The organism is Luteimonas sp. GW821-FHT14E02, from assembly GCF_058803905.1.
In genome coordinates, this window is record NZ_JBXAPK010000012.1 from 86,850 (window position 1) to 113,243 (window position 26,394).

General features: G+C 63.3%; 21 protein-coding genes and 4 tRNA genes. 14 read left to right on the forward strand and 11 right to left on the reverse strand.

Features of this window, described 5'->3' with window-relative positions; all coding sequences use genetic code 11:
- The first annotated feature begins 30 nt into the window (after positions 1-30).
- The 5 genes from AC1RNP_RS17340 to AC1RNP_RS17360 all read left to right on the forward strand — a co-directional run bounded on the left by AC1RNP_RS17340 (position 31) and on the right by AC1RNP_RS17360 (position 4,662).
- Entirely contained in the window at positions 31-1,461 is a 1,431-nt protein-coding gene (locus tag AC1RNP_RS17340; protein WP_493052532.1) for a redoxin domain-containing protein, read from the forward strand.
- 164 nt (positions 1,462-1,625) lie between these two features.
- Positions 1,626-3,491, forward strand: a complete 1,866-nt coding sequence (uvrC, locus tag AC1RNP_RS17345; protein ID WP_493052533.1) for an excinuclease ABC subunit UvrC — start codon at positions 1,626-1,628, stop codon at positions 3,489-3,491.
- Between the two features lie 251 nt (positions 3,492-3,742).
- Positions 3,743-4,393: a CDP-diacylglycerol--glycerol-3-phosphate 3-phosphatidyltransferase gene (pgsA, locus tag AC1RNP_RS17350; RefSeq protein WP_493052534.1), complete on the forward strand. Its 651-nt coding sequence runs from the start codon at positions 3,743-3,745 to the stop codon at positions 4,391-4,393.
- Positions 4,384-4,459, forward strand: a tRNA-Gly gene (locus AC1RNP_RS17355). The genes pgsA and AC1RNP_RS17355 overlap by 10 nt, the downstream gene beginning before the upstream one ends.
- A 129-nt stretch (positions 4,460-4,588) precedes the next feature.
- Positions 4,589-4,662, forward strand: a tRNA-Cys gene (locus AC1RNP_RS17360).
- A 113-nt stretch (positions 4,663-4,775) separates the two neighbouring features.
- On the opposite strand, the gene AC1RNP_RS17365 is transcribed toward AC1RNP_RS17360, so the two are convergent.
- Entirely contained in the window at positions 4,776-5,300 is a 525-nt protein-coding gene (locus AC1RNP_RS17365) for a hypothetical protein (protein WP_493052535.1), read from the reverse strand.
- 481 nt (positions 5,301-5,781) lie between these two features.
- Here AC1RNP_RS17365 and AC1RNP_RS17370 point away from each other — a divergent pair, with 481 nt between their 5' ends.
- Entirely contained in the window at positions 5,782-6,483 is a 702-nt protein-coding gene (locus AC1RNP_RS17370; protein WP_493052536.1) for an N-acyl homoserine lactonase family protein, read from the forward strand.
- Positions 6,484-6,622: 139 nt separating this feature from the next.
- A tRNA-Leu gene (locus tag AC1RNP_RS17375) sits at positions 6,623-6,709 on the forward strand.
- 96 nt (positions 6,710-6,805) lie between these two features.
- Here the strand turns inward: AC1RNP_RS17375 and AC1RNP_RS17380 are convergent.
- The 6 genes from AC1RNP_RS17380 to AC1RNP_RS17405 form a co-directional block, all read right to left on the reverse strand.
- Positions 6,806-8,572 carry a cholesterol oxidase substrate-binding domain-containing protein gene (locus AC1RNP_RS17380; RefSeq protein ID WP_493052537.1) on the reverse strand — a complete coding sequence of 589 codons (1,767 nt, stop codon included), beginning with the start codon at positions 8,570-8,572 and terminating at the stop codon, positions 6,806-6,808.
- Positions 8,573-8,785: 213 nt separating this feature from the next.
- Positions 8,786-9,091 carry a hypothetical protein gene (locus AC1RNP_RS17385; RefSeq protein ID WP_493052538.1) on the reverse strand — a complete coding sequence of 102 codons (306 nt, stop codon included), beginning with the start codon at positions 9,089-9,091 and terminating at the stop codon, positions 8,786-8,788.
- 84 nt (positions 9,092-9,175) lie between these two features.
- Positions 9,176-11,308 carry a peptidase domain-containing ABC transporter gene (locus tag AC1RNP_RS17390; protein WP_493052539.1) on the reverse strand — a complete coding sequence of 711 codons (2,133 nt, stop codon included), beginning with the start codon at positions 11,306-11,308 and terminating at the stop codon, positions 9,176-9,178.
- On the reverse strand, positions 11,295-12,581 hold the full coding sequence (locus AC1RNP_RS17395) for an HlyD family secretion protein (RefSeq protein ID WP_493052541.1): 1,287 nt from the start codon (positions 12,579-12,581) through the stop codon (positions 11,295-11,297). The genes AC1RNP_RS17390 and AC1RNP_RS17395 overlap by 14 nt, the downstream gene beginning before the upstream one ends.
- A gap of 219 nt (positions 12,582-12,800) precedes the next feature.
- Positions 12,801-13,892: a hypothetical protein gene (locus tag AC1RNP_RS17400; RefSeq protein ID WP_493052543.1), complete on the reverse strand. Its 1,092-nt coding sequence runs from the start codon at positions 13,890-13,892 to the stop codon at positions 12,801-12,803.
- A 52-nt stretch (positions 13,893-13,944) separates the two neighbouring features.
- The gene (locus tag AC1RNP_RS17405) at positions 13,945-14,793 is read right to left on the reverse strand and encodes a hypothetical protein (RefSeq protein ID WP_493052544.1); all 849 of its coding nucleotides are present in this window, start codon (positions 14,791-14,793) and stop codon (positions 13,945-13,947) included.
- Between the two features lie 236 nt (positions 14,794-15,029).
- Here AC1RNP_RS17405 and AC1RNP_RS17410 point away from each other — a divergent pair, with 236 nt between their 5' ends.
- The 5 genes from AC1RNP_RS17410 to AC1RNP_RS17430 all read left to right on the forward strand — a co-directional run bounded on the left by AC1RNP_RS17410 (position 15,030) and on the right by AC1RNP_RS17430 (position 20,798).
- Positions 15,030-15,581: a DUF1993 family protein gene (locus AC1RNP_RS17410; RefSeq protein WP_493052560.1), complete on the forward strand. Its 552-nt coding sequence runs from the start codon at positions 15,030-15,032 to the stop codon at positions 15,579-15,581.
- 9 nt (positions 15,582-15,590) lie between these two features.
- A complete protein-coding gene (locus AC1RNP_RS17415) occupies positions 15,591-17,213 on the forward strand; it encodes an FMN-binding glutamate synthase family protein (RefSeq protein WP_493052545.1) in 1,623 nt (540 codons plus the stop codon).
- A 96-nt stretch (positions 17,214-17,309) separates the two neighbouring features.
- Positions 17,310-18,581 (forward strand): PQQ-dependent sugar dehydrogenase, encoded by a 1,272-nt coding sequence (locus AC1RNP_RS17420; protein WP_493052546.1) that lies wholly within the window; start codon positions 17,310-17,312, stop codon positions 18,579-18,581.
- 415 nt (positions 18,582-18,996) lie between these two features.
- On the forward strand, positions 18,997-20,010 hold the full coding sequence (locus tag AC1RNP_RS17425; protein WP_493052547.1) for a transglutaminase family protein: 1,014 nt from the start codon (positions 18,997-18,999) through the stop codon (positions 20,008-20,010).
- Positions 20,007-20,798: an RHS repeat-associated core domain-containing protein gene (locus AC1RNP_RS17430; protein ID WP_493052548.1), complete on the forward strand. Its 792-nt coding sequence runs from the start codon at positions 20,007-20,009 to the stop codon at positions 20,796-20,798. Before AC1RNP_RS17425 ends, AC1RNP_RS17430 begins: the two co-directional genes overlap by 4 nt.
- A gap of 472 nt (positions 20,799-21,270) precedes the next feature.
- On the opposite strand, the gene AC1RNP_RS17435 is transcribed toward AC1RNP_RS17430, so the two are convergent.
- Positions 21,271-21,345 (reverse strand) — tRNA-Val (locus AC1RNP_RS17435).
- Between the two features lie 157 nt (positions 21,346-21,502).
- Positions 21,503-22,354, reverse strand: coding sequence for a hypothetical protein (locus tag AC1RNP_RS17440; protein WP_493052549.1), 852 nt, complete (start codon positions 22,352-22,354; stop codon positions 21,503-21,505).
- A gap of 192 nt (positions 22,355-22,546) precedes the next feature.
- On the opposite strand from AC1RNP_RS17440, the gene AC1RNP_RS17445 reads away from it, so the two are divergent.
- Positions 22,547-22,936, forward strand: coding sequence for a hypothetical protein (locus AC1RNP_RS17445; RefSeq protein ID WP_493052550.1), 390 nt, complete (start codon positions 22,547-22,549; stop codon positions 22,934-22,936).
- A gap of 51 nt (positions 22,937-22,987) precedes the next feature.
- Here the strand turns inward: AC1RNP_RS17445 and AC1RNP_RS17450 are convergent, their stop codons facing one another.
- A complete protein-coding gene (locus tag AC1RNP_RS17450) occupies positions 22,988-23,617 on the reverse strand; it encodes a TetR/AcrR family transcriptional regulator (RefSeq protein ID WP_226468171.1) in 630 nt (209 codons plus the stop codon).
- Between the two features lie 28 nt (positions 23,618-23,645).
- Positions 23,646-23,903: an acyl-CoA-binding protein gene (locus AC1RNP_RS17455; protein ID WP_226468172.1), complete on the reverse strand. Its 258-nt coding sequence runs from the start codon at positions 23,901-23,903 to the stop codon at positions 23,646-23,648.
- 157 nt (positions 23,904-24,060) lie between these two features.
- Here AC1RNP_RS17455 and AC1RNP_RS17460 point away from each other — a divergent pair, with 157 nt between their 5' ends.
- A complete protein-coding gene (locus AC1RNP_RS17460) occupies positions 24,061-26,049 on the forward strand; it encodes an SDR family oxidoreductase (RefSeq protein WP_493052551.1) in 1,989 nt (662 codons plus the stop codon).
- The last annotated feature ends 345 nt before the right edge of the window (positions 26,050-26,394 follow it).

Here is a 26,394-nt window from a genome sequence, read left to right on the forward strand (position 1 = left end):
CTCCGCGTGCAGGCGGGAAGCTGACCGCACATGACCACCCTTGCCGTCGCACCGGAGTTCCCGGGCAATCTCGAATGGCTGAACCTGACCCAGCCGCTGCGCATGGCGCAGCTGCGCGGGAAGGTGTGTGCGCTCGCCTTCGTCAACGCGGGGTCGGCCTGGTGCCAGCAGCGGCTGGGCGATCTGGCCAATCTGCGTCGGCGGCACGGTGATCACATCAACGTGGTGGCGGTGCACGTGCCGCGCTTTGAGAGCGAGCGCGATTCCGGCCGGGTGATGATGCTGCTGCGGCGCCAGCGGTTCGAATTTCCCGTCGCCCATGATCCTGACTGGACCTTGTGGCAGCAGTACGGCATCGAGGCCTGGCCGACCGTCGTCCTGATCGACGCCGCCGGCAAGGTGCGCAAGCGCTGGGTCGGTGACACTCAGGCGCGAGAGCTGGACGCGGCGGTGGCGGAGTTGCAGGACGAGGCCGTGGTGCCCGCCTACGACGCCGATCCCATCGAATTGCGGCAGATGCGCGAGCCGCTGCTGCCCCTGAACTTTCCGGCCGGGCTGGCGCTGGACGCCGGCACGCTCTACGTCGCCGACAGCGGCCATCACCGCATCCTGGCCTGCGATCCTGGCGGACGCGTGCTGCGCCAGTACGGCAGCGGCGGGCCGGGGTTCATCGACGGGCCGATGGAGCTGTCGGCGTTCAACCAGCCGCGCGCGCTGTGCGTCCACCACAACAATCTTTTCGTCGCCGACAGCGGCAATCATGCGATCCGGCGCGTCGATCTGCGAACGGGCGAGGTCGATACGGTCTGCGGTGCCGGGCGGCCGGGCCAACCGGAGCCGGGCGTGTTCACCGATCCGCGTCGGGTGGCGCTGGATCAGCCGCGCGCCGTCGCGATCGATCCCTCGGGCACGATGCACATCGTCACCGCGGGCGACAACCGGATCTGGTCGCTCGATCTGGGGCGGCGCGAGATTCGCCTGCTCGCCGGATCGGGCGCGCTCGATGTGATCGACGGTGTCGGCACCGCGGCGGCGTTCGCCGAGCCGGTGGCGCTGGCGGCGGTGCAGCAGCTGCTGTACGTCTGCGACGGCGCTGGTTCCGCGATCCGCAGCGTCAACATCCGCACTGGCCAGGTCACCACCTTGCTGGGGCAGGGGGTGTGGGAACACGGCCACGTCGACGGCGCGCGCGGCGAGGCGCGTCTGCAGCAGCCGCAGGCGATCGCGCTGGATCCGAACGCACCGGTGCTCTGGATCGCCGACAGCGGCAACGACGCGCTGCGCACCCTGCGCCTGGGCGGCGGCGAGGTCAACACGATTTCCCTCCTGCATCGTCTGCATGCGCCGGCCGGTCTCGCGGTGGCGAACGGCGCGGTCTGGATCGCCGACAGCGATGCCCACGCCGTACTGCGGCTGGACGTGCAAGAGGGCATTCTGCGACACGTTCCGATCGGCGAATGACGAGGGTCTGCTGGCATATCCGGCATAGGCCGCGCTTCGCCCTTCGGGTTGAGCCTCAGAGGCCACCATGCGGCGCCGCGCGGCTTGACCTTGCAGGCAGCAAGGCGCGGCGCCACGCAACACCACCTGGTGGCCTCTGAGGCTCAACGCAACCTATCCCGGATATGCCAGCAGACCCTAATCTCGAGGAATTCGACGGCAAGGCGTTCGCGCGCGGCCTGAGCACCGCGCCCGGCGTGTATCGCATGTTCGCGGCCGACGACAGCGTGCTGTACGTGGGCAAGGCGCGCGAGTTGCGCAAGCGCGTGGGCAGTTATTTCAACGCCTCGCCAAAGAACGCACGCACCATGGCGATGCTGGCGCAGGTCGCACGCATGGACGTCACGGTGACGCGCAACGAGGGCGAGGCGCTGCTGCTGGAAAACCAGCTGATCAAGTCGCTCAAGCCGCGCTACAACGTGATGCTGCGCGACGACAAGAGCTATCCCTACGTGCTGCTCACCCAGGAAGCCTGGCCGCGATTGGCCCTGCATCGCGGCGCGCGTGCGATTCCGGGACGCTATTTCGGGCCGTATCCCAGCGTCGGCGCGGTGCGCGAGACACTCAATCTAATGCACAAGCTGTTCAAGCTGCGCAGCTGCGAGGACAGCGTGTTCCGCAATCGTTCGCGGCCGTGCCTGCAGTACCAGATCGGACGGTGCAACGCGCCTTGCGTCGGCCTGGTGCAGGCGCGCGATTACGCCGAGGCGGTGCGCCGCGTCGGGCTGTTCCTGGATGGTCGCAGCGACGAACTGGGCGAGGAACTGCTCAAGGCGATGGAAGCGGCCAGCGAACGCCTGGATTTCGAGGAAGCCGGCCGCCTGCGCGACCTGATCACGGGGATCCGCCGCCTGCAGGCACGCCAGTACGTCGACGGCAACGCCGCCGATCTCGATGTGCTGGCCTGTGCCATGCAGGGCACGCATGCCTGCGTGCTGCTGCTGGCCTTCCGCGACGGCCGCAACCTCGGCACGCGCTCGTTTTTCCCGAAGACCAACGGCAGCGACAATGCCGCGGAGGTGCTGTCGGCGTTCGTCTCGCAGTATTACGCCGAGCAGACGCCGCCTCGCGAGATCGTGCTCGATCGCGACATCGAGGACGCCGAACTGCTGGAGAACGTGTTCAGCACCGTCGCCGGCCGCCGCGTCGCGATCAAGACCAGCGTGCGCGGCGAGCGGGCGGGCTACCTCGACCTGGCGCGGCGCAACGCCGAGATGACGCTCGCCACCGAACTCGGCAGCCAGGCCGCCCAGCATGCGCGCGCCGAATCCCTGCGCGACCTGCTCGGCCTGGAGGATCTGCCGCAGCGGATCGAATGCTTCGACATCAGCCACACCATGGGCGAGGCGACGGTGGCCTCGTGCGTGGTGTTCGACGCCGCCGGCCCGGTCCGCAGCCAGTACCGGCGCTACAACATCGCCGGCATCGAACCCGGTGACGACTACGCGGCGATGAAGCAGGCCCTGGAGCGGCGCTTCCGCCGCGCCGTCGAGCAGTTGGAAGCCGAAGGCGGGGAGGCGGGCGGCGCCCGCGAAGGCCTCGGCATCCTCCCCGACGTGCTCCTGATCGATGGCGGCGCCGGCCAGGTGGCGCAGGCGAGGGAAGTCCTCACCGATTTCGGCATCACCGGCGTCATGCTGGTCGGTGTGGCCAAGGGCGAGGCGCGCAAGCCCGGCCACGAGACCCTGCTGCTGCCGGATGGCCGTGAGTTGCGCCCGGGCGCGGCGTCCCTGGGCTTGCAGCTGATCCAGCAGGTGCGCGATGAGGCCCACCGTTTCGCCATCACCGGACATCGCGGGCGCCGGCAGAAGGCGCGCAACGTCAGCCGCCTGGAGGACATCCCCGGCATCGGGCCGCGCCGGCGTGCCAGCCTGCTCAAGCATTTCGGCGGTCTCGGCGGCCTGAAGAAGGCGGGGGTGGATGAGATCGCCCAGGTCGAGGGCATCAATGCGGCCCTGGCCGAGCGCATCTACGCGACATTGCATGGGTGAGCGGTCCCGGGCGTGAATTCCGGGCCATGCCGTGCGGCGAATGATCCGCGGCCATGGCGCCACCGCAATTCCGATGGATCGCATCTTCCTCGTAGGGTGAAAGGCTGCCGATTTTCGACAGGTCAATGGTCACGCACGGGTGCATGCGCGGGTTTTTGTGCAGGAGCATCAAACGAAAGCCCTCGATTCCTCACTTTCCGCCCCCATCACTGCACTAAGATGTCCCCGCACCGCACTCGACAGATCATCGGATGAAGCTGACTCTCCCTACCTGGCTGACGCTGCTGCGCATCATGATGATCCCGGTGCTGATGCTGGTGTTCTATCTGCCGTACAAGTGGACCAACTTCGCCGCGGCAGCCATCTTTGCGCTGGCCGCGATCACCGACTGGCTCGATGGCTGGATCGCCCGCCGCTACCACCTGTACTCGGCGTTCGGCGCATTCCTGGACCCGGTCGCCGACAAACTCATGGTCGCCACCGCCCTGTTCCTGATTGTGCAGGGGCATCCGACCGCGTGGATGGCGTTATGGGCGGCGGTGATCGTCGGTCGCGAGATCGCGGTATCGGCGCTGCGCGAGTGGATGGCCGAGCTCGGCCAGCGCGCGCGGGTGCAGGTGGCGTTCATCGGCAAGATCAAGACCATGGCGCAGATGCTCGCCCTGCTGTGCCTGCTTTATGCGGTTTCGCCCGCGCCGGGCAAGCAGCCGCGACCTGAACTGTTCCTGGGCGAGGTCGTTTTCCACATCGGCGACTGGCTATTGGCGATCGCCGCGATCCTCACGCTCGTCTCCGGATACGCCTATTTGCGGGCCGCATGGCCGGTTTTGCGCGCGAGCGAGGGCGCAACAGTTGACACGCCGACATCTGACGGTAAAATTTCGCCTCCTCCGCGGGAATAGCTCAGTTGGTAGAGCACGACCTTGCCAAGGTCGGGGTCGCGAGTTCGAGTCTCGTTTCCCGCTCCAGTTTCAAGAAATACGAGGACGTCGCCATCGGGCGGCGGACTTCGAGAGGAAACCCCGGCATCCGGGGTTTTGCTTTATCGGGCGCTTGAAAACGCCGCCCGGATGCGCCAGCCTCGGCGCATCGTCACCGGCCTGGTGGCAGAGTGGTCATGCAGCGGACTGCAAATCCGCGTACGCCGGTTCGATTCCGACCCAGGCCTCCATTGCACCGGAGACTCCCCGTGAGAACGGGTGCTTCGCCGTGCTGCGAGCGATCGAGCGGGATCAGTCCGCCAGGGTCCCCTCACGAGGATCCCTTCAGAATCAGCTCATCAACTTACGATCGGTTCTGCGCAACGTCCGCATATGTGGAGGTCGCGCCACTCACCGTCATCGTGCCAAGTTGATTGATGGTGCCCAGCGCCAAGGAAGTGGGGGCGGTAGGGCGTGACTGCGACATCGGGACGCTTTCACAACGCGATGCTTTCGCACTGTCAGCAGACGTCTGCGCGGCTTTCGCGGATTCAATCGCACTGGCTGCCGCGTTCCCTGATTCTTCGTATGCCGCCAAGCCTTCATCCGTTGTAATCGTAGCCCCTATCTCGGCGTTGACAGCATCTGAGGCCGCAACCGCCTTGTCGGCAGCTGCTTTGGCTCGATCAGCCGCAGCCTGTGCCGCAGTAGGATCATTACAGGCTCTCGCGGCTTCCACCGCCGCATCAGCAGCGGCTTTCGCAGCATCGTTGGCCTTTTGGACATTGGGCGCATGCGCCCCAAATTTGGATTCGTTCGCTGTCGAATTCGCAGAACTGGTGCTGTTGGCGCCTGAAGCACCCGAGGTGCCGGAAGCAGAGTCAACCATGACAATCACTCCTTAAATAAAAAATTGCCGGGCAGCAATCGCTCATCGCATCGAGCGATGCTTGGCGATGTCAGACTAACTGCCATCCAAGGGCAGGGGTACCTAGGGAATACCCTAGAAGTCGCGGGCAACGAACGCTTAAGAAATGGAATCTTGCCAACATCATTGCCAAATCTGCGGCGTCAAACTCGATCAGCCTGACAGACCCGAAACCTTGGACTGCGGCGGGGATTGCCTGAAATGCATGGCGGAAGTCGTTGAAGATCCTGATCGCGTGCAGGCAATGCGTGAGATCATGAGAGCCATCAAGCCGACATCATCCAACACCGCGAACTAGACAATGAACGCCTGTCTACGCCTACTTGCTGTTGCGCTCCTTGCTTTTCCTCTGTCCCTGATCGCAGCCGCGCCGGCCACGAAGCCAAGCCTGCGCCTGTGGCGACTGGACTGTGGCGAGTTGTGGACTTTCAACCTGGACGAAATGTCCGATACGCGCGCATACGTCGGCCGGAGCAAGTACTTCGTAGGAAGCTGCTACCTCATCCGACATGGCGAGACCTATCTGCTCTGGGATGCGGGCTTGTCGCGGGAATATCTGCACAAGCCGTTTGCTCGTGGCGATGCGGATTCCAATTCGTTGGCCACCACCGTCGTCGAGCAGCTGGCCAGGATTGGAGTCGAGCCGTCGCAGATTTCCATGATCGGCATCAGCCACTATCACTTCGACCATATCGGCCAGGCGGCGGATTTTCCGCAGGCGAAGCTACTGATCGGCCAGAAGGATTTCGACATTCTTGGCCAGCCGGGCCAGGAATGGCGCGCGAAGCTGCTTGCCCCTTGGCTGCGCAAGGATGCCAAGGTCGAAAAAATCAACGGCGACCACGATGTCTTCGGAGACGGCAGCGTCGTGATGCTCGATCTCCCCGGACACACGCCGGGCCATCACGGGTTGCTGGTGCAGTTGCCCAAGCGCGGGGCCGTGCTGCTGTCGGGCGACGTGGTGCATTTCCGCGAGAACATGGAGTCGATGGGCGTCCCCTCGTTCAACACGGACCGCGCGCAATCGCTAGCCTCGATGGATCGTTTCGGCAAGCTCGCGAAGAATTTGCGTGCGGCCTTGATCATCCAGCACGAGGAAGAGGACGTATCGAAGCTGCCGGCATTCCCGGCGGCGGCGGAGTGAGTTCGCGGTGACCCGACAACGGGGCGGCATCTGAAACAGGCTCCGCGCTCAGCGTGAAGTACCCTTTGGGCTGTGTTGAACCCTGACTGCTTGAGATCTTTTGATCTGGCGTCGCGGGTTCAGGCAAACTAAACGGCATGCCCGGATGGCGAAACTGGTAGACGCAAGGGACTTAAAATCCCTCGACCGCAAGGTCATGTCGGTTCGATTCCGACTCCGGGCACCAGATGAGGGAATGAAAAAGGCCATCCGAAGATGGCCTTTTTGCTGGGTGGGCAAGGGTTTTCGAACTCGAAACTGCCCGGTCGCTTGAGGTCACTGATTACAACAGCCTGTCCAGCAGTGGCGAGGTGAACACTCGGGCCGGATCGTACTTGTCCAGAATCTTGCGCGCCGTCTCCCATTGCGCGTTCGCCGGCTGCCCGATGCTGATCGACTCGGGAACGACCGAAGACAGCACATGCGGATTGTCCCAGGCCTGGGCGTCGGTATAGCCCCAGCCCTTGCTCCATTCGACGCGAGCCTGTGCGTAGTCTCCGGTGTAGTTGGAGAACACCCATTCCTCCATTTCCCGATAGAACTCGTTGGCGTGCGCCGTGCCCGGCAGGGTGAGGATATCGAGCCATACCGCGACATCCCACTCCGGTTTGTCGGGACGTGGCCTGAGTGCCGAGAGCAAAGGCGCGACCGCGCCGTTGATGGCGGCTTCCGACGGCGAGTCCAAACCGGTGACGCGAATCTCGACCGGGCCATTCATCGGATACTGGTGACGACTCTGGTAGTCGGCAATCATCTTGTCGTACTGCTTGACGAATTCGTGCACGACGCGCTGCACGTCGGAGCGTCGGGTGAGGATCGCGTAGCCGTTCGCGGTGACACGCAAGGTGCTGGGTTTGACGTACAGCAGCGTGTTCTTCGACGCGCCCCAGATGTCGAGGTTCAATGTCGCCACGAGGCCCGCCTGCACGGCGGCGAGCTGGGTCGCGCCGAACAACGGCGTGATCGCGGCGATGCCGCGGTTGATGTCGCCGATCAGGTCGGTGACCAGCTTCGGCAGGTTCTCGGCGAAGATGTAGTTGAACGGCGCGAAGACGGGGCGCGAGAACAGCGGACGCTTCGGCGAGACCGTCCAGACCTTGGTCCAGGGCGTGCGGGTGAACGGAAAGGTGATCGTTTCGATGCGGCCGGCGCTGTCCAGGAAGCTGGCGAAGGTGCGGCCGCCGGAACCGGGCGGAGCGAACAGTTCGTCGGTGGTGATGTCGGTGAAGCTCTGGCAGCGCAGATACTGGTTCGGACCGGACTGCAGCGTGGCGCTGGTGATGAAGGCGCGGCCAAGATGCGTGAGGAAGGCCGCGGATTCGAATTCGTCGCGGCGGAAGGTTTTCAGCACGTAGCGGCCGGAGGCGTGCTCCCAGACCACCGCCGTGAGTGAAAGCACGCTGTTGCTCACCGAACCGAAGCTGTGTCCGGGTTGCACCTTCTCGCCTGGCGCCGGAACAGCCGTGCCGTGTCCGTTGATGGCCAAGGCACCGCCCAGCGTGATGTCGCCCGGGGCTGGCGTGGAGATGAATCCGAGGCCGGCGGCTTCGAGCTTTGCCATGAGATCCTGCATCAGCACGCCGGTTTGTGCCGTCACTCGCGCGGGGTGCGTGCTGGTGTCGATCTGGACCTTGTTGAGGGACGTGGTGGTGTCGATCAACAGCACGCCGGACGCGTCCTGTCCCGGCTGGAAGGTCAATGGCGACCAGTTGTGCATCGCGCCGCGCGCGCGCACCTTGAAGCCGTTCTGGAATGCCCAGTTGACGACCTGCAGCACGTCGTCTTCGTTGACGGGCGAGCAGGTCCAGGCGTCGTCGACCTTGATGTCGCCGGCCCAGTTCTCGAAGGCTTGTTTGTACAGGCGAACCTGCGAGGGAAAACTAGTGGGAGCGTCACCGAGTTCGCCGGCGTCGACCTGGAAGGCGGGCATCCACGCGATCGTGGCCAGCGCAGCGCCCGCGGAGAGCGTCTTGCCCACGAAGCGCCGTCTGGAAGTGTCTTGGGGAGCGGATCCGTTGTTCGGATCGTGTTTGCTATCGGAGTTCGACATGGGGGAGGCTCTGGAAATGGAAATCTTTGGGAATTGAAGTGATGTGCCTGGGCGCAAGCGCGCCCGAATCCCGATTGCCCGGGACTGGATGGAAGGATTTGAAAGCGACCTGGCTTGTCGCGGAAATGCCGCTTGCCTACGGCCAGGTGTTGACGGCATCGCCGATGCATGCCCGGTGTCGACCCCGGGCACGCAATGACGAACGCGTCAGGCTCAGAACGGAGCCGGGCCGTGCTCGGTCGGGTAGTGATACTCGACGGTGCCTTCGCCGCCGAGCAGATTGCCGATCACTTCCACCGTGCGGAACACGGTGTAGCCGGCCAGGTCAGCGGCTTGGTGGATGGCACCGGAGATGCCGAAGGTGAGGGGATCGACGGCATCGAACAGCTTGCCAACCGACGAAACGAGCGTCGTGTTGAGGAACTGATTGGCCAGATTGTCGATACCGATGATGGCATCGCCGATCAGGGTGCCCGCGCCGGACACCTGGGTGGCTTCCTGGAGGCTGAGTTCTTGCATGGATGTACTCCTGTTGTGAGGGATGAACTACTGCCAGATACCCCGTCTGGCACGGGTCACGATCGTCCATCGCGCGCTGGACGATCAGTTTTGGGGCTTGGGCCATAGATCGATGACCCGGTCGGCGCTGGCGATCGTTTCGGGCCGGTGCGCGATGACGATGCGCGTGGTGCGCAAATGCTTGATCGCTTCGTTGACCTGCTTTTCGCGATTGATGTCGAGGTGGCTGGTGGCCTCGTCGAGCAGAAGCAGGCGCGGGCGCCGATACAGCGCGCGCGCCAGGAGCACGCGCTGCCGCTGTCCGCCGGAAAGCGAGGAGCCCATGTCGCCGACCAGGGTCTGGTAGCCCATCGGCATCGCCGCGATGTCGGAAGCGATCGCTGCCCAGCGTGCGGACAGCTGGACGCGTTCCAGGTCGATGCCGTGATCGAAGAAGGCGATGTTGTCGGCGATGGAGCCGGCGAACAATTGGTCTTCCTGCATGACGGCGCCGATCTGCGCGCGATAGCGCGCCAGGCCCAGTTTGCGGATGGGCACGCCGCCGAACAGGATTTCACCTTCCTGCGGTTCGAGCAGGCCGAGCATCAGCTTCGCCAGCGTGGTCTTGCCGCAGCCGGATGGGCCGATGATCGCCACGGACTCGCCGCTGCCGATGCGCAGGTTGCAGTGCCGGATCACCCAGGGTTCGTCGTCGGCATAGCGGAAGGACACGTTGCGCAGTTCGATGCCGGCATCGCTCAGTTCGCCTTCCCAGCCGGTGTCCACTTGCGGCTCGGGCGCGCTCAGCGCGATGTCGGCCAGACGCTCGGTGTGCAGCTTGAGCATGCGGAAGTCGATCCATTTGTCGACGAGGCTGCCGGCGCGGCTGGTGAACTGGTCGGCGTAGGCGATGAAGGCCACGAGCATGCCCGCGGAGAAGCTTCCATCGAGCGCGCGCAAAGCGCCGATCCAGATCAGGGCGACGCGGCCGACGCCGAACAGGATCTGGTTGAGCGCGCCGAAGGCGAGCGAGAAGCGCTGGATGCGGATGTCGCGGTTGGTGGTGTCGACCACCGCGTTCATGTAGCGCGCGCGACGCTCCTCTTCCTGGTTGTAGAGCTTGATGGGCAGAACACCGCGGATCGATTCCAGCAGTTCGCTCTGCTGACGCGCCGCGTAGATGATCTGGTCCTCGTTCAAGCGCCGCAGGCGGCCGAAGATGGCCCATCGGATCAGTGCGTAGGTGATGAACAGCCCGACCACGATCGCGGTGAGCGAGGGGCTGTAGGCGATCAGCACGATCAAGGTGATCACCGACATCAGCCCGTCGAGAAGCGCGCCGATGAATTGCGTGGTGAGCGTGCGCTGGATGGCCTGGATCGAGCCGAGTCGCGAGACGACATCGCCGACATGCCGCTTCTCGAACCAATCCAAGGGCAGGCGCAACATGTGGCCGACGACGTTGCCGCCCCACTGAATGCCGAGCTTCATGCCCAATACCATGACGGCCCAGGAGCGGGCGGCGCCGATGGCGATCTGCAAGGCCAGGATGGTGAGGAATCCCAGGCACAGCAGGGTAAGCAGATCGCGATCGGCCGAGGGCAGCACCTGATCCATGATCCATTGCATGAAGAACGGACTGGTCAGGGCGAAGACTTCGAGCGCCAGCGCCAGCAGTGCGATCTGTACCAGAAAAGGCACGACGCCATGCATCGTGCCGGTGAGCTGCTTGAGCGAAACGGACTGGCGCTGCTGCACGGGTTCGAAGTCGGCCGCAGGCAGCAGCTCCAGTGCGATGCCGGTGAAAGCGGCGGAGGCCTCGGAGAAGGTGAGCCGGCGCTCGCCGCGCGCGGGGTCGTGAATGACGATGCCGCGTTTGTCGACTTTCTTCAGCACGACGAAGTGATTGAGCTCCCAGTGCAGCACGCAGGGCGTGTTGAGTTTGGATAGCTCGTTCATTTCCAGCCTGAGCGGACGGCCACTCATCTGCAGTGCGGACGCCATCGACATCAGCTGCGCAAGATTGCTTCCCTTCAACGACGTGGGGAAGCGGCGGCGCAGTCCGGCCAGATCGACGTCGTGACCGTGGTAGCTGGCGATCATCGTCAGACAGGCCAGCGCGCACTCGGTGGCCTCGGTCTGCAGGATCATCGGCAGATGGCGGCCCCAGCCGAACTGCAGCGGACGTACCGCCGTGTTCGCAGAGCCGTCGGGCTGGCGCGGGCTACCGTCCGCCATTGTCCGTCTCGCGTCCGGCGTATTGGTTGCTCAGGCCATAGAGCGGTTCGAACAGCCACTCCATCAGGCGCCGGCGTTCCAGCAGGATGTCGGCGTCCAGCGCCATGCCGGCACGCAATGATTCGGATTTGCCATACACACGGATCTGCTGTCGCTCCAACGCCACATCGATGCGATAGCGCGGCTCGGAAACTTGCTGTCCCGTCAGCGCCGTGACCTCGGCCGGCGCCAGCGCATTGCGCGAAATCGCGGTGACGCGGCCGTATTGCTGGCCGAACTTCTGGTACGGATAGGCCTGATAGCGCAGCACCACGCGATCGCCGGATTCGATGAAGCCCGCCGCGCGACTGGGGACCAGCAGCTGTGCTTCGAGCCGTGCGCCTCGCGGCAGGATCGATAACACCGGCTGGCCAGTGCTGAGCGACTGTCCCGGTTTTGGCAACAGCGCGGAGACGACACCATCCTGCGGCGCGCGCAGCAGCAGCGCGCGCTGGACTTCGTTCTGCGCGAGCGAGGTGTCGGCATCGGATAGCTTGCGTTCCGTTTCGTGGCGCTGGATCGAGGCATCCAGCGGCAATTGCGACAGTTGCTGATCGACCGAGGCCAGCTGTTGATGCAATTCCAGCCGCTGGCCGCTCATCGCCTTGTACTGGGTCTGCGCGGCGAGCATCGTCGATTCCTGCTGCTGGATCTGGAAGGCGGAGACGTAGCCTTCCTTGCGCAGCGGTGCGATCCGTTTCAATAAATCCCTGGCGCTGTCGACCTGACGTTGCTGGATCGCAAGTTGTCCTTCGATTTCCTGCAGTTGCGCTTGCAGGAGGCGGCGCTTGTCTTGAAGGGAATCCCGTTGCTGGGCCTGCGATCGCTGTTGGATCGACAGATCGTCCGCCAGGCGCCGACGCTGTGATTCCAGTTGCGCGTTCACCCTCGCCAGCGTGCCGCCGAACGCGGCGCTGTCGACTTCTCCGGAGATTTCCAGCAGCGGGTCGCCTTTCCGGACCTGCTGTCCCTCACGCACCAGAACGCGGGTGATCCTTCCGCTTTCGGTGGCGGTGATGTTGATCAGGCCGGTGGTGGGGACCAGTTGTCCGGTGACGCGTTCGCGCCGGGTGTAATGGCCGAAGGCCAGAAAGAGAATCAGGCAGAGGGCAGCCGCGCTGGCGATGCCGGCGTAGGTCCACAGGGACATGGACTGCGCGATGTGGATGTCACCCAGCCACCGGCGTTGTTGCGCGGCGATCGCTTCCGGGCGAAAGAAATCCTTTGCAGCCATTTCCCTGTCTCTTCTTTATCGTTCTGGCGGCCGAAATCCGATCGACTTGGCAGAACGGGCCAATACACCCCCGGATGGAGGGACAAAGCCATTTAAAAGTGAGACTCGTGTAGCAGTTGTGACGAATCATTCGTCACATTTTCTTCACTCAAGAAAATCCGCCGCCCTTGTGGGGGCGGCGGCGGTGTTCCGGAGTTTCGATGCCTTGTCGGCAAGGGTTCAATTGACGCGGATGCCGATGTAAGAAGCGTTCTCGTAGTCGTTGTCGTAGAACTCGGAGTGCGCGGCGGGATCATCGATCGATGCGCCGAGCCAGCGCAGCGAACCGCTCGCCAGCGCGGTCGGGATCGTGATGGTGCGCGTCATGGTGAACGGCAGGTCACGCCCCTGACTGACCCAGAAGTTTTCCAGCACCGTGTCCAGCGACGTGATGCAGTTGTTGGTCGACAGGTAGACGCGGGCATCGGCCAGCAGCGGGGTGGTCTTGCCCATGTTCTCGTAAGTCAGTTCGAGACGGACGACCTGTCCGGCGTTGACCCGGTAGACGGGCTCGGGGAAGCTCGACCACAGCGGCAGCTCCGTGCCGGTGGCGGCATCGAGCACGCGAGTGCGGCTGTGATCACTGTAGCCACCGCCCAGCACGCCCGTGCGGCGCCAGTTGGCGACACCGAGTTCCTCCAGCGAACCCGCCCACGCTCCGTACAAGGCCACCACGCCGCTCACCGCGTCTTCGCCGGGATAGGCGTAGGCGAGGCCGCAGTTGGCGTGGATGTGCGTCCAGTCCTCGCCCATGATGTTGTAGACGTCGCCTTCGTGGCCAAGGCCCGCGACGTGGCCGAGTTCATGCATCGCCGTGGTCTGGAACGGACGCGAGCCGCCGCCGTAGGGCCACAGGCTGCTGGCCGTATGCGTGTAGTGGTAGGCCACGGTGTTGTCGAAGCGGACGTCGGCTTCGGTGAAGGCGCAGGTCTGCGTGTTGTACCAAAAGTTGGTGATCGCCGGCGCGCCGAAGTTCGAGGACCACCACACTTCATTCTGTCCGTTGCCGAGGCCGACCGAGGCGTCGTCCCAGCTCATGGAAATGGTGAAGTTGCTGGGCTGGTTGTACCACTTCGACACGGTCTCGCTGAGCGCGTTGCGCCAGTCACCGGCCGGGAATCCGACGCTCGAAGCGCTCATCGAGGCATTCGAGCCGGACCATTTCGCGTTCTGGCCGTTGCAGGTGGCGACCGGGACCCAGGCCAACGACTGGCCGCTGACGAAAAAGCCGGCCAGGACGGCGAAGAGATAAAAGATTCTGTTCAAGCGCATGATGGTTTCTCCTGATATCTACGGATATTCCTTGAGGGTGCCTGGAGCGCTGTCAGGGGCGCTTGGGCTGTTTCGGTCCCTGCGGGGCTTTCAAGGTGCGGCGCAGCTTTTCTTCCGCCATCCGCTGTTCGATGAGGTCCGGCTCGCCGCGCAACGACACTGCAGGCGCGACAGCGGGGCGCTTGGGCGCCGGCAAGGGCGCGGAGGCCGCGATCCGGAACGGCAGGCCAGGCTTGGCGCTCGCCTGCGGCGCCGCAGCCTTGAGCGCTTCGGGACGATTGGTCGTGGTGATCAATCCCTGCACCGCGCGCACGAATTCATTTTCGGTCGCCCGGCGGGCACCGCTTGGCGGAGAGAAGGGAGTGGCCGAGCGTGGCGCGGCGAAGCCGATTTCGACCTTGCCCATATGGTGCGTCAGCACTTCGGGAAGCGGACGCGCCTGCCCGCGGATGAAGCGGTTCTGCTGGTCGAGAAAGATTTCATGCCCGTCATCGCTGTAGACCAGACCGTTGACGACACGAAACCGGCCCTGATCCCAGCCCACGAGCGGCGCGATGGCCTGGCCGTTGCCCCGCACGAACAGAAGATCGCGATCGCCGATATCGAAGGTCGGCATGCCGGCGACCATCATCGCCATGTGGCCGCCCTGCATCGGGCCGCCCTGCATGCGCAGCACGATGATATTTCCGTCCTCCGACGCGCCTTTCAGCAGGCGATCGATCCGGTACGTCACGAATGTATGTGGCAGTGATGGGGCGCCATTGCCAGGTTCGGACATGCGATAGTCGACGGAGATCACCTCGCCCTCGAAAACCAGTTCGGCTTCCTTGGAGAGCTGTTGAGGCGTCACCGGATCGATGATCGAGGCACCGGCAGGCAACATCGTCAAGGCGTACAACATCAGGCCCGCCAGAGCATTTCTGGCGGCGCTTTTGGGTGTCGAAATCATGATGCTCCTCGCTTTGAGCCGAGTGATCGGCCCATGGGTCCATGGGTGATTGAAGAGCTGCAGTCCCTTCCCGTATCTAGTGACGACCGGGCGCCGAGCGTTTCACCCAAGCGGCGAGAATTGGATTTCGGAGGCCGACTTCGGCACGATCGCGGCTTGTCAGTGACCGGACCTCCCGCGTGACCACGATGCTGTACGACGCCACCGTGCCGATCTTGTCGCGCTATCTGCTGCGCCTGGACGGCTTGCTGGCGCTGGCCGAGACGCAGGTGCGCGGCGGCGGCCTGTCGGAACGGGACGTGCTGGAGGCCAGGCTGGTCGAGGACATGTTCCCGCTCGCGCAACAGGTGCGGATCACTTGCGGCTTCGCATTCCGCACTGTCTTTCCGTTGATGCGTCGAGAAGTTCCGGAAATGTCGGGAGAGCAGGGTTCACTCGCGGCGCTGCGCGTGCTCGCGCGGGAGACATGGCAGGCCTTGCAGGTGTTGTCAGCCGATGCGTTCGAGACGAACGCGGCGCCGGTGACGGGAGAGGCCGGATTCACGTCGCTGACCCTTCCGCCGCATGAATATGCCTTGCACTACGCCATGCCGAACTTCTTCTTTCACCTGTCGATGACGTATGCGGTGCTGCGCTTCCTCGGCGTTCACGTGGGGAAACCCGACTTCGACGGGTATCATGTCTACCCGCCAGGATTCCGTTTTCCGCCGGTGGACGCTGGATCGATGCCGGACGATTGAGGAGACAGCATGTCGCGTTATCTCGCCTACGTCATCAGCGTTCTGTTGGCGATTGCCTGCATCGCGCTGGCAGTGCGGCATCCGGGCTGGTGGTGGGGCGCGGGTGTCTTCACGCTCCTCGCGCTGTCGGGCACCTGGGACTTGCTGCAGACGCGCAGCACACTGCGCCGCAACTACCCGCTGCTGGCGAATTTCCGCTATTTCCTCGAATCGATCGGGCCGGAAATCCGCCAGTACTTCGTGCAGAGCGACACCCAGGAGGCGCCGTTCTCGCGCCAGCAGCGTGCCCTGGTGTACCAGCGCGCCAAGCATGTGTCCGACGTGGTGCCGTTCGGCACCGAGCAGGACGTGTACGGCATGGACTACGAATGGATCAACCATTCGCTGGCGCCGACCGAGATCGCCTCGCCCGATTTCCGCGTGCGCATCGGCGAGAACACGGCGCAACCCTACGACGCCAGCGTCTTCAACATCTCGGCGATGAGTTTCGGCGCGCTGTCGGCCAACGCCATCCGCTCGCTCAACGCCGGCGCCAAGCGCGGCGGCTTCTATCACGACACGGGCGAGGGCTCGATCTCGCCGTATCACCGCGAGGGCGGCGGCGATCTCGTCTGGGAGATCGGGTCCGGCTATTTCGGATGCCGCGATGACGAAGGCCGTTTCAACGAAGAACGCTTCGTCGCCAACGCCCGCGATCCGCAAGTGAAGATGATCGAGATCAAGCTCTCCCAGGGCGCCAAGCCCGGACACGGCGGCGTGTTGCCGGCGGCGAAGGTGAGCCCGGAAATCGCCGCCACGCGCGGCGTGCGCATCGGCGTGGACTGCGTGTCGCCGGCACGGCACACGGCATTCTCCACGCCGGCGGGATTGCTGGAGTTCGTCGCGCGACTGCGCGAGCTGTCGGGCGGCAAGCCGACCGGGTTCAAGCTCGCGATCGGCCATCCTTGGGAGTGGTTCGGCGTGGCCAAGGCGATGCGCGAAACGGGAATCCTGCCGGATTTCATCGTCGTCGACGGCGCCGAGGGCGGCACCGGCGCCGCGCCGGCGGAATTCGTCGACCACATCGGCGTGCCGATGCACGAGGCGTTGATGCTGGTGCACAACACGTTGGTCGGGCTCGATCTGCGTGACCGGATCCGGATTGGCGGGGCGGGCAAGATCACCAGCGCGTTCGACATCGCGCGCACGCTGGCGATGGGCGCGGACTGGTGCAACGCGGCGCGCGGCTACATGTTCGCGCTCGGCTGCATCCAATCCTTGAGTTGCCACACCGATCGTTGTCCCACCGGCATCGCCACGCAGGACCCGGCGCGCTGGCGCAAGCTCGACACCGGCGACAAGACGACGCGCGTGCACCAGTTCCACGAGAACACCTTGAAGGCGTTGCGCGATCTGCTGTGCGCGGCGGGGCTCAACCATCCGAGCGAACTGGGGCCGGAACACATCGTGCGGCGCGTGTCGCCGATCGAAGTGCGCTCGCTTGCGGCGCTCTATCGATTCCTCGAACCGGGCGAATTGCTGAAAGGAATCCCCGAGCACGCGGTCTTCAAGGAATTCTGGTCGGTCGCGCGCAGCGACAGTTTCGCGGCGCCAGAGCGTGTGATGGCGATGCGCGCGGCGAAATCGTTCTGAGCCGGATGGCCTGGCCTGGATTGCGATAACGTGTTCACAGCATTCTGCCCCGGCTTGGGATAGAACGAGTTCCATCATCCCTGCGGGAGTGTCGCCATGCGCGGAGTCTGGCTAGCCGCCATTTGTTCCTGTGTCCTGCTGACGTCTTGCGACAAGCTCAGCCTCACCGGCAAGGATGGATTGATTGCGGTGCTGAAGATCGGTTCCGATTCGCCGGAGCCGCTTGCCGCCGTGCGGGCAGGGCCGCAGGAAGCCGCGCCGCCCGCCGCCGTCACGACACCGATCTACACGGGCGGCAAGCTGCCGTCGATCCAGTTGTTCGTCAGCACGGAATTCGCGCGTTTCGCCGAACCCTGGGCGATGACATTCCTTCCCGACGGCCGCCTGCTGGTGACGGAAAAACAAGGGAAGCTGAAAGTCTTCGATCTCGCCAGCCGGCAGACCAGCGAGATTTCCGGCGTTCCCGTTGTCGCCTACGGCGGGCAGGGCGGTCTTGGCGATGTGGTGCTGCATCCGCAGTTCAACAGCAACCGGCTCGTCTATCTCAGCTACGCGGAACAGGGCACGAACGACACGCGCGGCGCGGCGGTGGCGCGCGCGGTGCTGAATTTGAGTCCGGGCGGTGGTGGAAGCCTGTCCAACGTACAGGTGGTCTGGCGGCAGGTGCCGAAGGTGACGGGCGAGGGCCACTACAGCCATCGCATCGCCTTCGACGGCGGCGGCAAGCTCTGGATCACCTCGGGCGACCGGCAGAAATTCGATCCCGCGCAGGACATGCAATCGAATCTCGGCAAGATCATCCGCCTCAACGCGGACGGTTCGATTCCATCCGACAACCCCTTCGTCAATCAGGGCGGTGTGGCCGCGCAAGTGTGGTCGCTGGGGCATCGCAACGTGCTCGGCTTGGCCTTCGATCCGCAAGGCCGCCTGTGGGCGCACGAGATGGGGCCGATGGGCGGCGACGAACTGAATCTCATCGAGCGCGGCTCCAACTACGGATGGCCGATCGTCTCCAACGGCGACCATTACGACGGAACCCCGATCCCCGATCATCCCACGCGCCCGGAATTCAACGCGCCGGAAGCCTGGTGGAACCCGGTGATCGCGCCGGCCGGTTTCATCATCTATACCGGCAGGATGTTCCCGTACTTCCGCGGCGATGGCTTCATAGGCGGATTGGCGTCGCAGGCGCTGGTCCGCGTCAAGCTCGGCGGCGCGGCATCGCCGCCCTGGGCGCGGGAAGCGGCCCGCTATCCGCGAGGCGCGCGCATCCGCGAAGTGGAGCAGGGGCCGGATGGTGCGATCTGGTTGCTGGAGGATGGCGGGAATGCACGTCTTCTGAAACTCACGCCGGGCATCGGCATCTGAGTTCCTGTAACTCCCACTCCTCCATGCCGGCACCGGACCGGCATGGAGAGTGGCGAACGCCGCTTACTTGAAGGTATACCCTCACCCCAAGCGTGTAGTAACGGCCGATCGCGCCAGTAATCCAGTGAGTTGTAGTTGACGGCATCGTTGAAGCCCGATACTGCCATCGTTGCCGAAGGTCATCGCCTCCTGGGACCATCCGTCCGTACCCTTTGCACGTAGCATTCCGGGACATCGCCCTTTTGGGTGTCGACCGCTAACGGCGTTTGCTACCATTACTTGCCAGTTTTTCCACAGGGAACAGACAAGTCACGGAGTCAGATTTTCCCGATAGCTGGTTGCGGAATTGTCCGATAGAGTCAGCGTGAAAGTCCCTTCACACTTGGGGCCGATACGCTGAATAAGCGAGGGGGAAATGCGGCTACTGCCTGTACTGCGGATCGGGTTGGGGCTGGCGTTAGGAATCGCCGGTACGGGGCAGATGGCGCTTGCGGCAGTCGCCACTTCTGCGAATCTCCAACCGCTGCACAAGCTGTTGAAAACGCCAGAGGATCAGATCGATCTCGCCAAGGCAAAGTTAGCGATTGACCAATTGATTGACCCTAGCATAGACATGCCCGGAACGCTTCGGCAATTGGATACGATGGCCGACAAGATCGGGGCGCGCTTCCCCCAGGGTGCTACACAGAAAACTAAGATCGAGTATTTAGTCATAGCTTTGTCACAGCCGGGCGTGATAAACGACAACCGTGCGTTCAGTTACGACCTGGACGATCCGCTAGGCAAGAACATCAAAAACAAGCTCCTGCCGACCTACCTCGCAACTCGGAAGGGCAACTGCGTCTCAATGCCAATTCTGCTGGTGATTCTGGGGCAGAAGCTAGGATTGAACATCACGCTTGCAACAGCGCCGAAACATCTCCTCGCCAAGTACCGAAATGACAGCGGACAATGGATTGGTATTGAAGCGACGGCCTTCGGTTACAGTACGGATGAAAGATATCGGCGAGACTTGGGCATTTCAGACAAGGCAATAGCGAATCGCATCTATCTCCGTCCACTGACCAAGCGTGAGTCGGTCGGCGTCATGATTGGCACGTTGATAGAGTTTTACGGAAAGAATGGGGACTATCGGCGACAGAGAGAAGCTGCGGATATGGCGTTGGAACTCGACCCTAAGAATGTCGAGGCGATGCTGCAAAAGGGTAATTCCTACGTCGGCCTCATTCGGCAGAAGTACATGGCGAAGTACCGGACGCCGCAAGACATTCCACCAGGCCAGCGTCAAGAGTACGTTTCTCTGAACGAAGGTTTCGATAGGATGTATTCACAGGCGGAAGCGTTAGGATGGACGAGGCCGACGCCAGAGCAAGATGCGGCTTATCTGCAATCGATCAAGAGCGCCAAGGCACAAGCAAGGGGGCGATGATGCAACTGGCAAAAATTGTGAATTTCGTGATTGTTGTGCTCTTAGGCTTTGCTGTCAGTGGACAGGCTTCGGGACGATATGTTCAGGCAGACCCAATCGGCCTAGAAGGAGGAATCAATCCATATGCCTATGTCGGAGGGAATCCGGTGATGCATGTGGACCCGCTAGGACTAGAGGCACCATTCTCGGGTAACAACGGCGGGTACAAAATGTCGTGGCAGACTCCAACTGCGGGGGCCGGATATGCTGTTGTTGGCATGGGTATCGTTGGAGCAGTGGCTATTGGAGGGGGACTCGGCCAAGCGGCTTGGTTCCATCCGGCTACGCCAGGGATTATGACCAATTTGGGCCAGTTCATGGGAGACATGGCTGGCGTGAATGGCTCTGCTTACGGCTTGGGAGCGGCGAGCGCTGGATTAGCTGGACTAACCGCGCGTGAATTGGCGATCATTGCGGAAGCAAGAGCCATTCTGTCTTCACGCCAGATGGAAGCGTTAAGGGCCGCTCATTCGGCAGGCTGTGAAGTTGCCGTTACAGTTGGTAATAGGACAATTACTTATCTTCCGGGCATGAAAGCATCAGGCTTAACGTTTTTTGGCGATGAGGGTTTTTACATGGGGAGAGAGGCTTTCTCCTCAAATGGAGAAACTTCGAGAACAGTGCTGCATGAGTTGTATCGCTTGTCATACAGTCAATCTGGAGCTGGCTTATCTGGCCCAATGGCTACGCAAGAAACCGCAGCGGCTTACGAGTTTGCAAATCGTATAGCGCCTTTACTGGGGTGGTAATTATGAAAGAGGAGAGCAGGCGCTGGATTGATGCTGGGATAGTCCTTGCTGATGACCCTCACGCTGAAGTTCTTTGCCCAAAATGTCAGGATGCGAATTTGATTGTGTTAGACGTTGCGCCTAGCGTTGATCATGACGTCATAGAGAGACATATGCATTGTCCGAAATGCAAGGCATACGGCTCCATGCGTATCAATTTGGCGCTCAGAACTAAAGGTGTCGAATAGACACTTGGTTTCATGCGGGATGCAGACCTCGACTGGATCATGCAGCAGGGCCAATCCCGCGGCGGGCGGTGAAGGGGCTGTGGTGGTGTGCTGGCGAATCCTGCCGGGTTCTGGTGCCAGCAAGGGGAGCCGGTTGGGGGTTCGGCCCGTAACGTCCGAGGCTGTCTCGCAGCCCTGTTTTTCGTAGATTTTCGTACTGGCGAAATTTTAGCCAGTAAAATCCTGTCTGAGTCGTTAGCTTTTATTGGTGGGCGGTGCAGGGATCGAACCTGCGACCCTTGCCGTGTGAAGGCAATGCTCTACCGCTGAGCTAACCGCCCATGTCGTGGCATGACGCTGCCGCGAGCGAGCTGCGAATTCTAAAGGGGATGTGCCGGTTCGGGCAAGCCGGGAGGCCATTCGGGGCCGATCCGGTCAGGAAACGGCCCTCGACTCCGGAGGAAGTGGTCCTCCCCCCCGGCGGCCTCCGCGTTCGCCTTATTCGATCTCCGAGCGCGCGTAGGCCACATCCAACGCTTCCATGGCATCGGCGGGCTTGAGCTTGGCCGCTTTCTCGTAGGCGGCGGCCGCGGCGTCCTCCTTCTTGTCGCCGTGCAGGAGGAGCAGGACGTTGCCGTGCTCGATGTGGGCGATCGGGGAGTCCGGGGTGAACTTGAGGGCGCTCTTGATGTGCGATTCGGCGTCCGCGGCTTTGGCACCGTAGGTGAGGCCGCCGATCATGGCGCCGATCTTGTTGATGATCTCGGCGTGGTAGAGGGCGAGGGCGGTGTGGGCTTCGGCGTGCTTGGGGGCTAGTTCGAGCGTGGTGTCGAGCGCGGAGCGCACCTTGCCGGCGATGCCTTCCTTGAGCGCCTTGGCGATGCTCAGGCCCTGGCTGTAGCGGCCGAGGGCGAAGGCGTGGCGGTAGTGGCTGTTGGCCTCGTCCGGCAGTGCCTTGATGGCGGCCTCGGCGAGCTTGGCGGCCTGTTCGAAGCGTTTGAGCTTCTCGGCATCGCCGGACACCAGATAGGTGGCGTGGATGCCGAGCGCCTTGACGGCGACCGAGGCGCCGACCGGGCCGAGCGCCTCGCCGGCGTCGAAGGCGGCCTTGAAGTCGCCGCGATGGAAGGCCCGCCAGGCGTCCTGGAGCGCAGCGGCGAGGGCGGCCGCGTCGAGCTTGGGCGCGGCCTTGCCGGCGGCCTTGAGCAGGGCGGCGGCGCGCTTGTCGTCGGGCCAGGGTTCGCAGTCGCCGGCGTGCAGCCGGGGCCAGGCTTTCTTCAGCGCGTCGCCAGCGTAGGCGAAAGGTTTGGCGTCGTGCGGAAAAGCGGCCCAGGCGGTTTTGGCGGCCATGCGGAATCCTTTTTGGCGTTGTCTTTTTCGGGGGCGCCAGCATCCCGCGCCGAACGGCGGCTGGCAAGCCGCACCACGACAGGCGGCGGCCGATGAATCGGATCGGAACGCGTAGTGTGATTGCTCGATGCCCAACCGACAGTCTATGGCCTTGGAAATCGGCCCTATCGGCCGATGTCAGGAGTTCCGAACATGGTGGCCAAGAAGCAAACCCGCTCCTCCGGCAAGGAAACCTCGCTGCGCCACGTCTGGCTGGCTTCGTTGGGCGCGGTGGTTGTCGCCCGTCGCGAGATCCGCAACGCCGCGCTCAAGACCGTGGACCGTCTGAGCCGTCGCGCCAACGACGTGCAGAGCATCGCCCGCGGCGGCCTGATCAGCGTGCGAGAGCAGGTGGAGCCCAAGGTTGGACAGTTCAGCGCCGAGATCGAAGCCCGTCTGCATCCGGTGCTGGTGAAGCTGGGCATCGCCCCGAAGGCGGCCAAGCCGGCCCGCAAGGCGGCGAAGAAGACCACGCGTCGCACCGGCACCACGGCACGCCGTCCGGTCGCGCGCCGCACGGGTGCGCGCAAAGCCCGCGCTTGAGCGCATCGAGCGGTTGGCAATAGGCGCGGCTGGTGATCCCGCCGCGCCGGTTCAGTCGAGATAGGCCTGCATCAGGGTGTTCAGATGCACCCGCTCGGCGTCGCGCAGGAAGGGCGCGAGCAGCATCATGACCTGCACGATCCCTTCGCGGATCGCCGTCTGCTCGTCCTTGTCGCCCCGCACCGAGGCGTAGTTCAGCCAGAACGTGGCCAGGACCAGGACATTCGTCGAGGCGGCATCGAGTTCGGCCGCCGAGGCCCGGATCACGCCGGCCTGCGTCAATCCCCGCATGACCTCGTGGGCGCTGTCGTCCGCGCGCTTGAGGATGCGCGCGAAACGGATGCGCAGGCGCCGGTTGCGGCTGAGGATCTCCACCAGGTCGCGGTAGAGGAAGCGGTAGTCCCAGATGCACTCGAAGACGAGGTGCAACTGCAGCCAGATGTCTTCCAGTCCCGGCAGGCGACCCTCCGGCGGGGTCAGCGCTTCATCCATGCGCGTATCGAAGCGGCTGAATAGCTGCTCGATGATGTCGTCCTTGTTACGGAAGTGGTAATACAGGTTGCCCGGGCTGATCTCCAGCTCGTCGGCGATGTGATTGGTGGTGACATTGGGCTCGCCCTGCGCGTTGAACATCGCGAGCGAAGCATCGAGGATGCGCTGACGCGTCTGTCGCGATGCCATCGGGCGAGACCCCGGCCGTCCCGCGCCGTCAGCCGGCCAGTTTCTTCACAAGATCGATGTATTGCTGCTTGGCGGCATCCTGCGAGGTGCCCTTGAGCTTGGCCCACGCTTCGTACTTGGCGGTGCCGACGAAATCGAAGAAACCAGGCTTTTCGCCGCTGACATCACCCGCGGAGCCCTGTTTGTAGAGGGCGTAGAGCTGCAGCAGCGTGTCGTTGTCCGGACGTTCCGACAGCCCCTTCACATCCAGCTGGGCCTGGTCAAACTGGGTTTGCAGATCGCTCATGGTGCCTAGTCTCCCGGGTTGGACCGGCATGACACCATGCAACCGCCGAGGGGGTCAATACGCACGCGAATTGGCGCGGCAATTGTCGCGAGCCTCCGCCTCTGGCAACGTAGCCGGCTACAGCCGCCCAAGCGCGGCGCGACTCATGAGGAAGGGCATGAGCTATTTCGTTACCGGTGCCACCGGGTTCATTGGACGTTTCCTGATCGGCAACCTGCTCAAGCGCAAGGGCACGATCCATGTGCTGGTGCGTCCGGATTCGCAGAAGAAGTTCGACGCCATCGCCAAGAAGATGGGATGGGATCTCAAGCGCATTGTCGTCGTGCCGGGGGACATGACGGCGGCCAAATGCGGCGTTTCGGCGGCGCAGGTGCGTGCGCTGAAGGGCAAGGTCCGGCATTTCTTCCATCTCGCCGCGATCTACGACATGGAGGCCAGTGCCGAATCGCAGCATGCGGCCAACGTCGACGGCACCCAGCACGCGCTCGATCTGGCCGCCGCGATCGAGGCGGGATGTTTCCATCACACCAGTTCGATCGCCGCGGCCGGCCTGTATCCGGGCATCTTCCGTGAGGACATGTTCGACGAGGCGGAGGGATTGAAGGATCCCTATCTGCGCACCAAGCACGACTCCGAGGGTCTGGTGCGCGCGGAAACGCGCATCAAGTGGCGCATCTATCGTCCCGGCATGGTGGTCGGCCATTCGCAGACCGGCGAGATGGACAAGATCGATGGGCCGTACTACTTCTTCACCCTGATCAAGAAGCTGCGCCAGATGTTGCCGCCGTGGATGCCGACGCTGGGCATCGAGGGCGGGCGCATCAACATCGTACCGGTGGACTACGTCGTCGATGCGATGGACCACATCGCGCACAAGCCCAAACTCGACGGCCACACCTTCCATCTCACCGACCCCGAGCCGCTGCGCGTGGGCGAGGTGCTCAACGTCTTCTGCCGCGCCGGCCATGCGCCGGAGATGACGATGCGGCTGGATGCGCGCATGTTCGCCTTCATCCCGAGCGGCGTGCGCAGTGCGATCACCAACCTGCCGCCGGTGAAGCGGTTCATCGGCATGCTGCTGAAGGATTTCAAGATCCCCAAGAGCGTGATGAAGTTCATCACCTATCCGACGCGCTTCGACAGCCGCGAGGCCGAGCGCGCGCTGAAGGGCAGTGGCATCACGGTGCCGTCGCTGGAAAGCTACGCGTGGCGGCTGTGGGACTACTGGGAGCGTCACCTCGATCCCGACCTGTTCGTCGACCGCACGCTCAAGGGCAAGGTGCGCAACAAGGTGGTGGTGATCACCGGCGGCTCGTCCGGTATCGGCCTGTCGGCCGCGCAGCGCGTGGCCGAGGCTGGTGCCGTCACCGTGATCGTCGCGCGCGGCAAGGAGGAGTTGTTCAAGGCGCGCGACGAGATGAAGGCCAAGGGCGGCAAGGTGTTCGCCTACACCGCCGATCTTGCCGACATGGCCGACTGCGATCGCCTGGTGCAGACGATATTGAAGGAACACGGCCACGTCGATGTGCTGATCAACAACGCGGGCCGTTCAATCCGCCGCTCGATCGAGCTGAGCTACGACCGCTTCCACGACTTCGAGCGCACCATGCAGCTGAACTACTTCGGCAGCCTGCGCCTGATCATGGGCTTCCTGCCGACGATGACGCATCGGCGCAAGGGCCACATCATCAACATCAGCTCGATCGGTGTCCTGGCCAACTCGGCGCGCTTCTCCGCCTACGTCGCTTCCAAGGCGGCACTGGACGCATTCAGCCGCTGCGCCCAGGGCGAGCTCTCGGGCAAGGGGATCTCGTTCACCACCATCAACATGCCGCTGGTGCAGACGCCTATGACCGCTCCGACCAAGATGTACGAGAGCGTGCCGATGTTGACCCCGGACGAGGCCGCCGACTTGCTGGTGAAGGCGATCATCGAGCGACCAAGCCGCATCGCCACGCGCCTGGGCATCTTCTCGGCACTGCTGAATGCGGTGGCGCCGAAGGCCTACGAGGTGATCATGAGTACGGCTTTCGAACTGTTCCCGGATTCCGCCGCGGCGAAGGGGGACAAGAAGGGGTTGAAGGAAGAGCGCACCAGCAGCGAGCAGATGGCGTTCGCGGCGTTGATGCGGGGTGTGCATTGGTGAGGTAGGTGGTGGGAGGGTTTTTCGGCCCCTGTGGAATCAGGGGCCGATGCCGCCGTATGACTGTTGTTCCGGCGAGAACTGAATTCATTTGGCTGTTGCCTTTGCCGTTGTTCGTCATTCCAGCGAAAGTTGGGACCCATGTTGCTGTGTTGCTCTTGCTGTTGCTCGTCATTCCGGCGGAAGCCGGAATCCAGCTTTAGCTTTTGGCTTGATCGTCGTCCCAGCGGAAGCTGGAATCCATTTGGGTTTTGCCTTTACTGTTGCTTGTTGAAGAGCAAGAGCGTTTCGTCCGCTACGCGGCCGAGTTCATTTCTTTTGATAAGCGTCAAAAGAAACGAACCAAAG

Bases quoted from the DNA above. Each gene is read 5' to 3' on its own strand.
- AC1RNP_RS17395 (WP_493052541.1), bottom strand. From the start codon at position 12,581: ATGGCTGCAAAGGATTTCTTTCGCCCGGAAGCGATCGCCGCGCAACAA.
- pgsA (WP_493052534.1), top strand. From the start codon at position 3,743: ATGAAGCTGACTCTCCCTACCTGGCTGACGCTGCTGCGCATCATGATG.
- AC1RNP_RS17455 (WP_226468172.1), bottom strand. From the start codon at position 23,903: ATGAGCGATCTGCAAACCCAGTTTGACCAGGCCCAGCTGGATGTGAAG.
- AC1RNP_RS17400 (WP_493052543.1), bottom strand. From the start codon at position 13,892: ATGCGCTTGAACAGAATCTTTTATCTCTTCGCCGTCCTGGCCGGCTTT.
- AC1RNP_RS17430 (WP_493052548.1), top strand. From the start codon at position 20,007: ATGATGCAACTGGCAAAAATTGTGAATTTCGTGATTGTTGTGCTCTTA.
- AC1RNP_RS17445 (WP_493052550.1), top strand. From the start codon at position 22,547: ATGGTGGCCAAGAAGCAAACCCGCTCCTCCGGCAAGGAAACCTCGCTG.
- AC1RNP_RS17380 (WP_493052537.1), bottom strand. From the start codon at position 8,572: ATGTCGAACTCCGATAGCAAACACGATCCGAACAACGGATCCGCTCCC.
- AC1RNP_RS17390 (WP_493052539.1), bottom strand. From the start codon at position 11,308: ATGGCGGACGGTAGCCCGCGCCAGCCCGACGGCTCTGCGAACACGGCG.
- AC1RNP_RS17420 (WP_493052546.1), top strand. From the start codon at position 17,310: ATGCGCGGAGTCTGGCTAGCCGCCATTTGTTCCTGTGTCCTGCTGACG.
- AC1RNP_RS17415 (WP_493052545.1), top strand. From the start codon at position 15,591: ATGTCGCGTTATCTCGCCTACGTCATCAGCGTTCTGTTGGCGATTGCC.
- AC1RNP_RS17440 (WP_493052549.1), bottom strand. From the start codon at position 22,354: ATGGCCGCCAAAACCGCCTGGGCCGCTTTTCCGCACGACGCCAAACCT.
- AC1RNP_RS17460 (WP_493052551.1), top strand. From the start codon at position 24,061: ATGAGCTATTTCGTTACCGGTGCCACCGGGTTCATTGGACGTTTCCTG.
- AC1RNP_RS17365 (WP_493052535.1), bottom strand. From the start codon at position 5,300: ATGGTTGACTCTGCTTCCGGCACCTCGGGTGCTTCAGGCGCCAACAGC.
- uvrC (WP_493052533.1), top strand. From the start codon at position 1,626: ATGCCAGCAGACCCTAATCTCGAGGAATTCGACGGCAAGGCGTTCGCG.
- AC1RNP_RS17425 (WP_493052547.1), top strand. From the start codon at position 18,997: ATGCGGCTACTGCCTGTACTGCGGATCGGGTTGGGGCTGGCGTTAGGA.
- AC1RNP_RS17450 (WP_226468171.1), bottom strand. From the start codon at position 23,617: ATGGCATCGCGACAGACGCGTCAGCGCATCCTCGATGCTTCGCTCGCG.
- AC1RNP_RS17410 (WP_493052560.1), top strand. From the start codon at position 15,030: ATGCTGTACGACGCCACCGTGCCGATCTTGTCGCGCTATCTGCTGCGC.
- AC1RNP_RS17340 (WP_493052532.1), top strand. From the start codon at position 31: ATGACCACCCTTGCCGTCGCACCGGAGTTCCCGGGCAATCTCGAATGG.
- AC1RNP_RS17405 (WP_493052544.1), bottom strand. From the start codon at position 14,793: ATGTTGTACGCCTTGACGATGTTGCCTGCCGGTGCCTCGATCATCGAT.
- AC1RNP_RS17385 (WP_493052538.1), bottom strand. From the start codon at position 9,091: ATGCAAGAACTCAGCCTCCAGGAAGCCACCCAGGTGTCCGGCGCGGGC.
- AC1RNP_RS17370 (WP_493052536.1), top strand. From the start codon at position 5,782: ATGTCCGATACGCGCGCATACGTCGGCCGGAGCAAGTACTTCGTAGGA.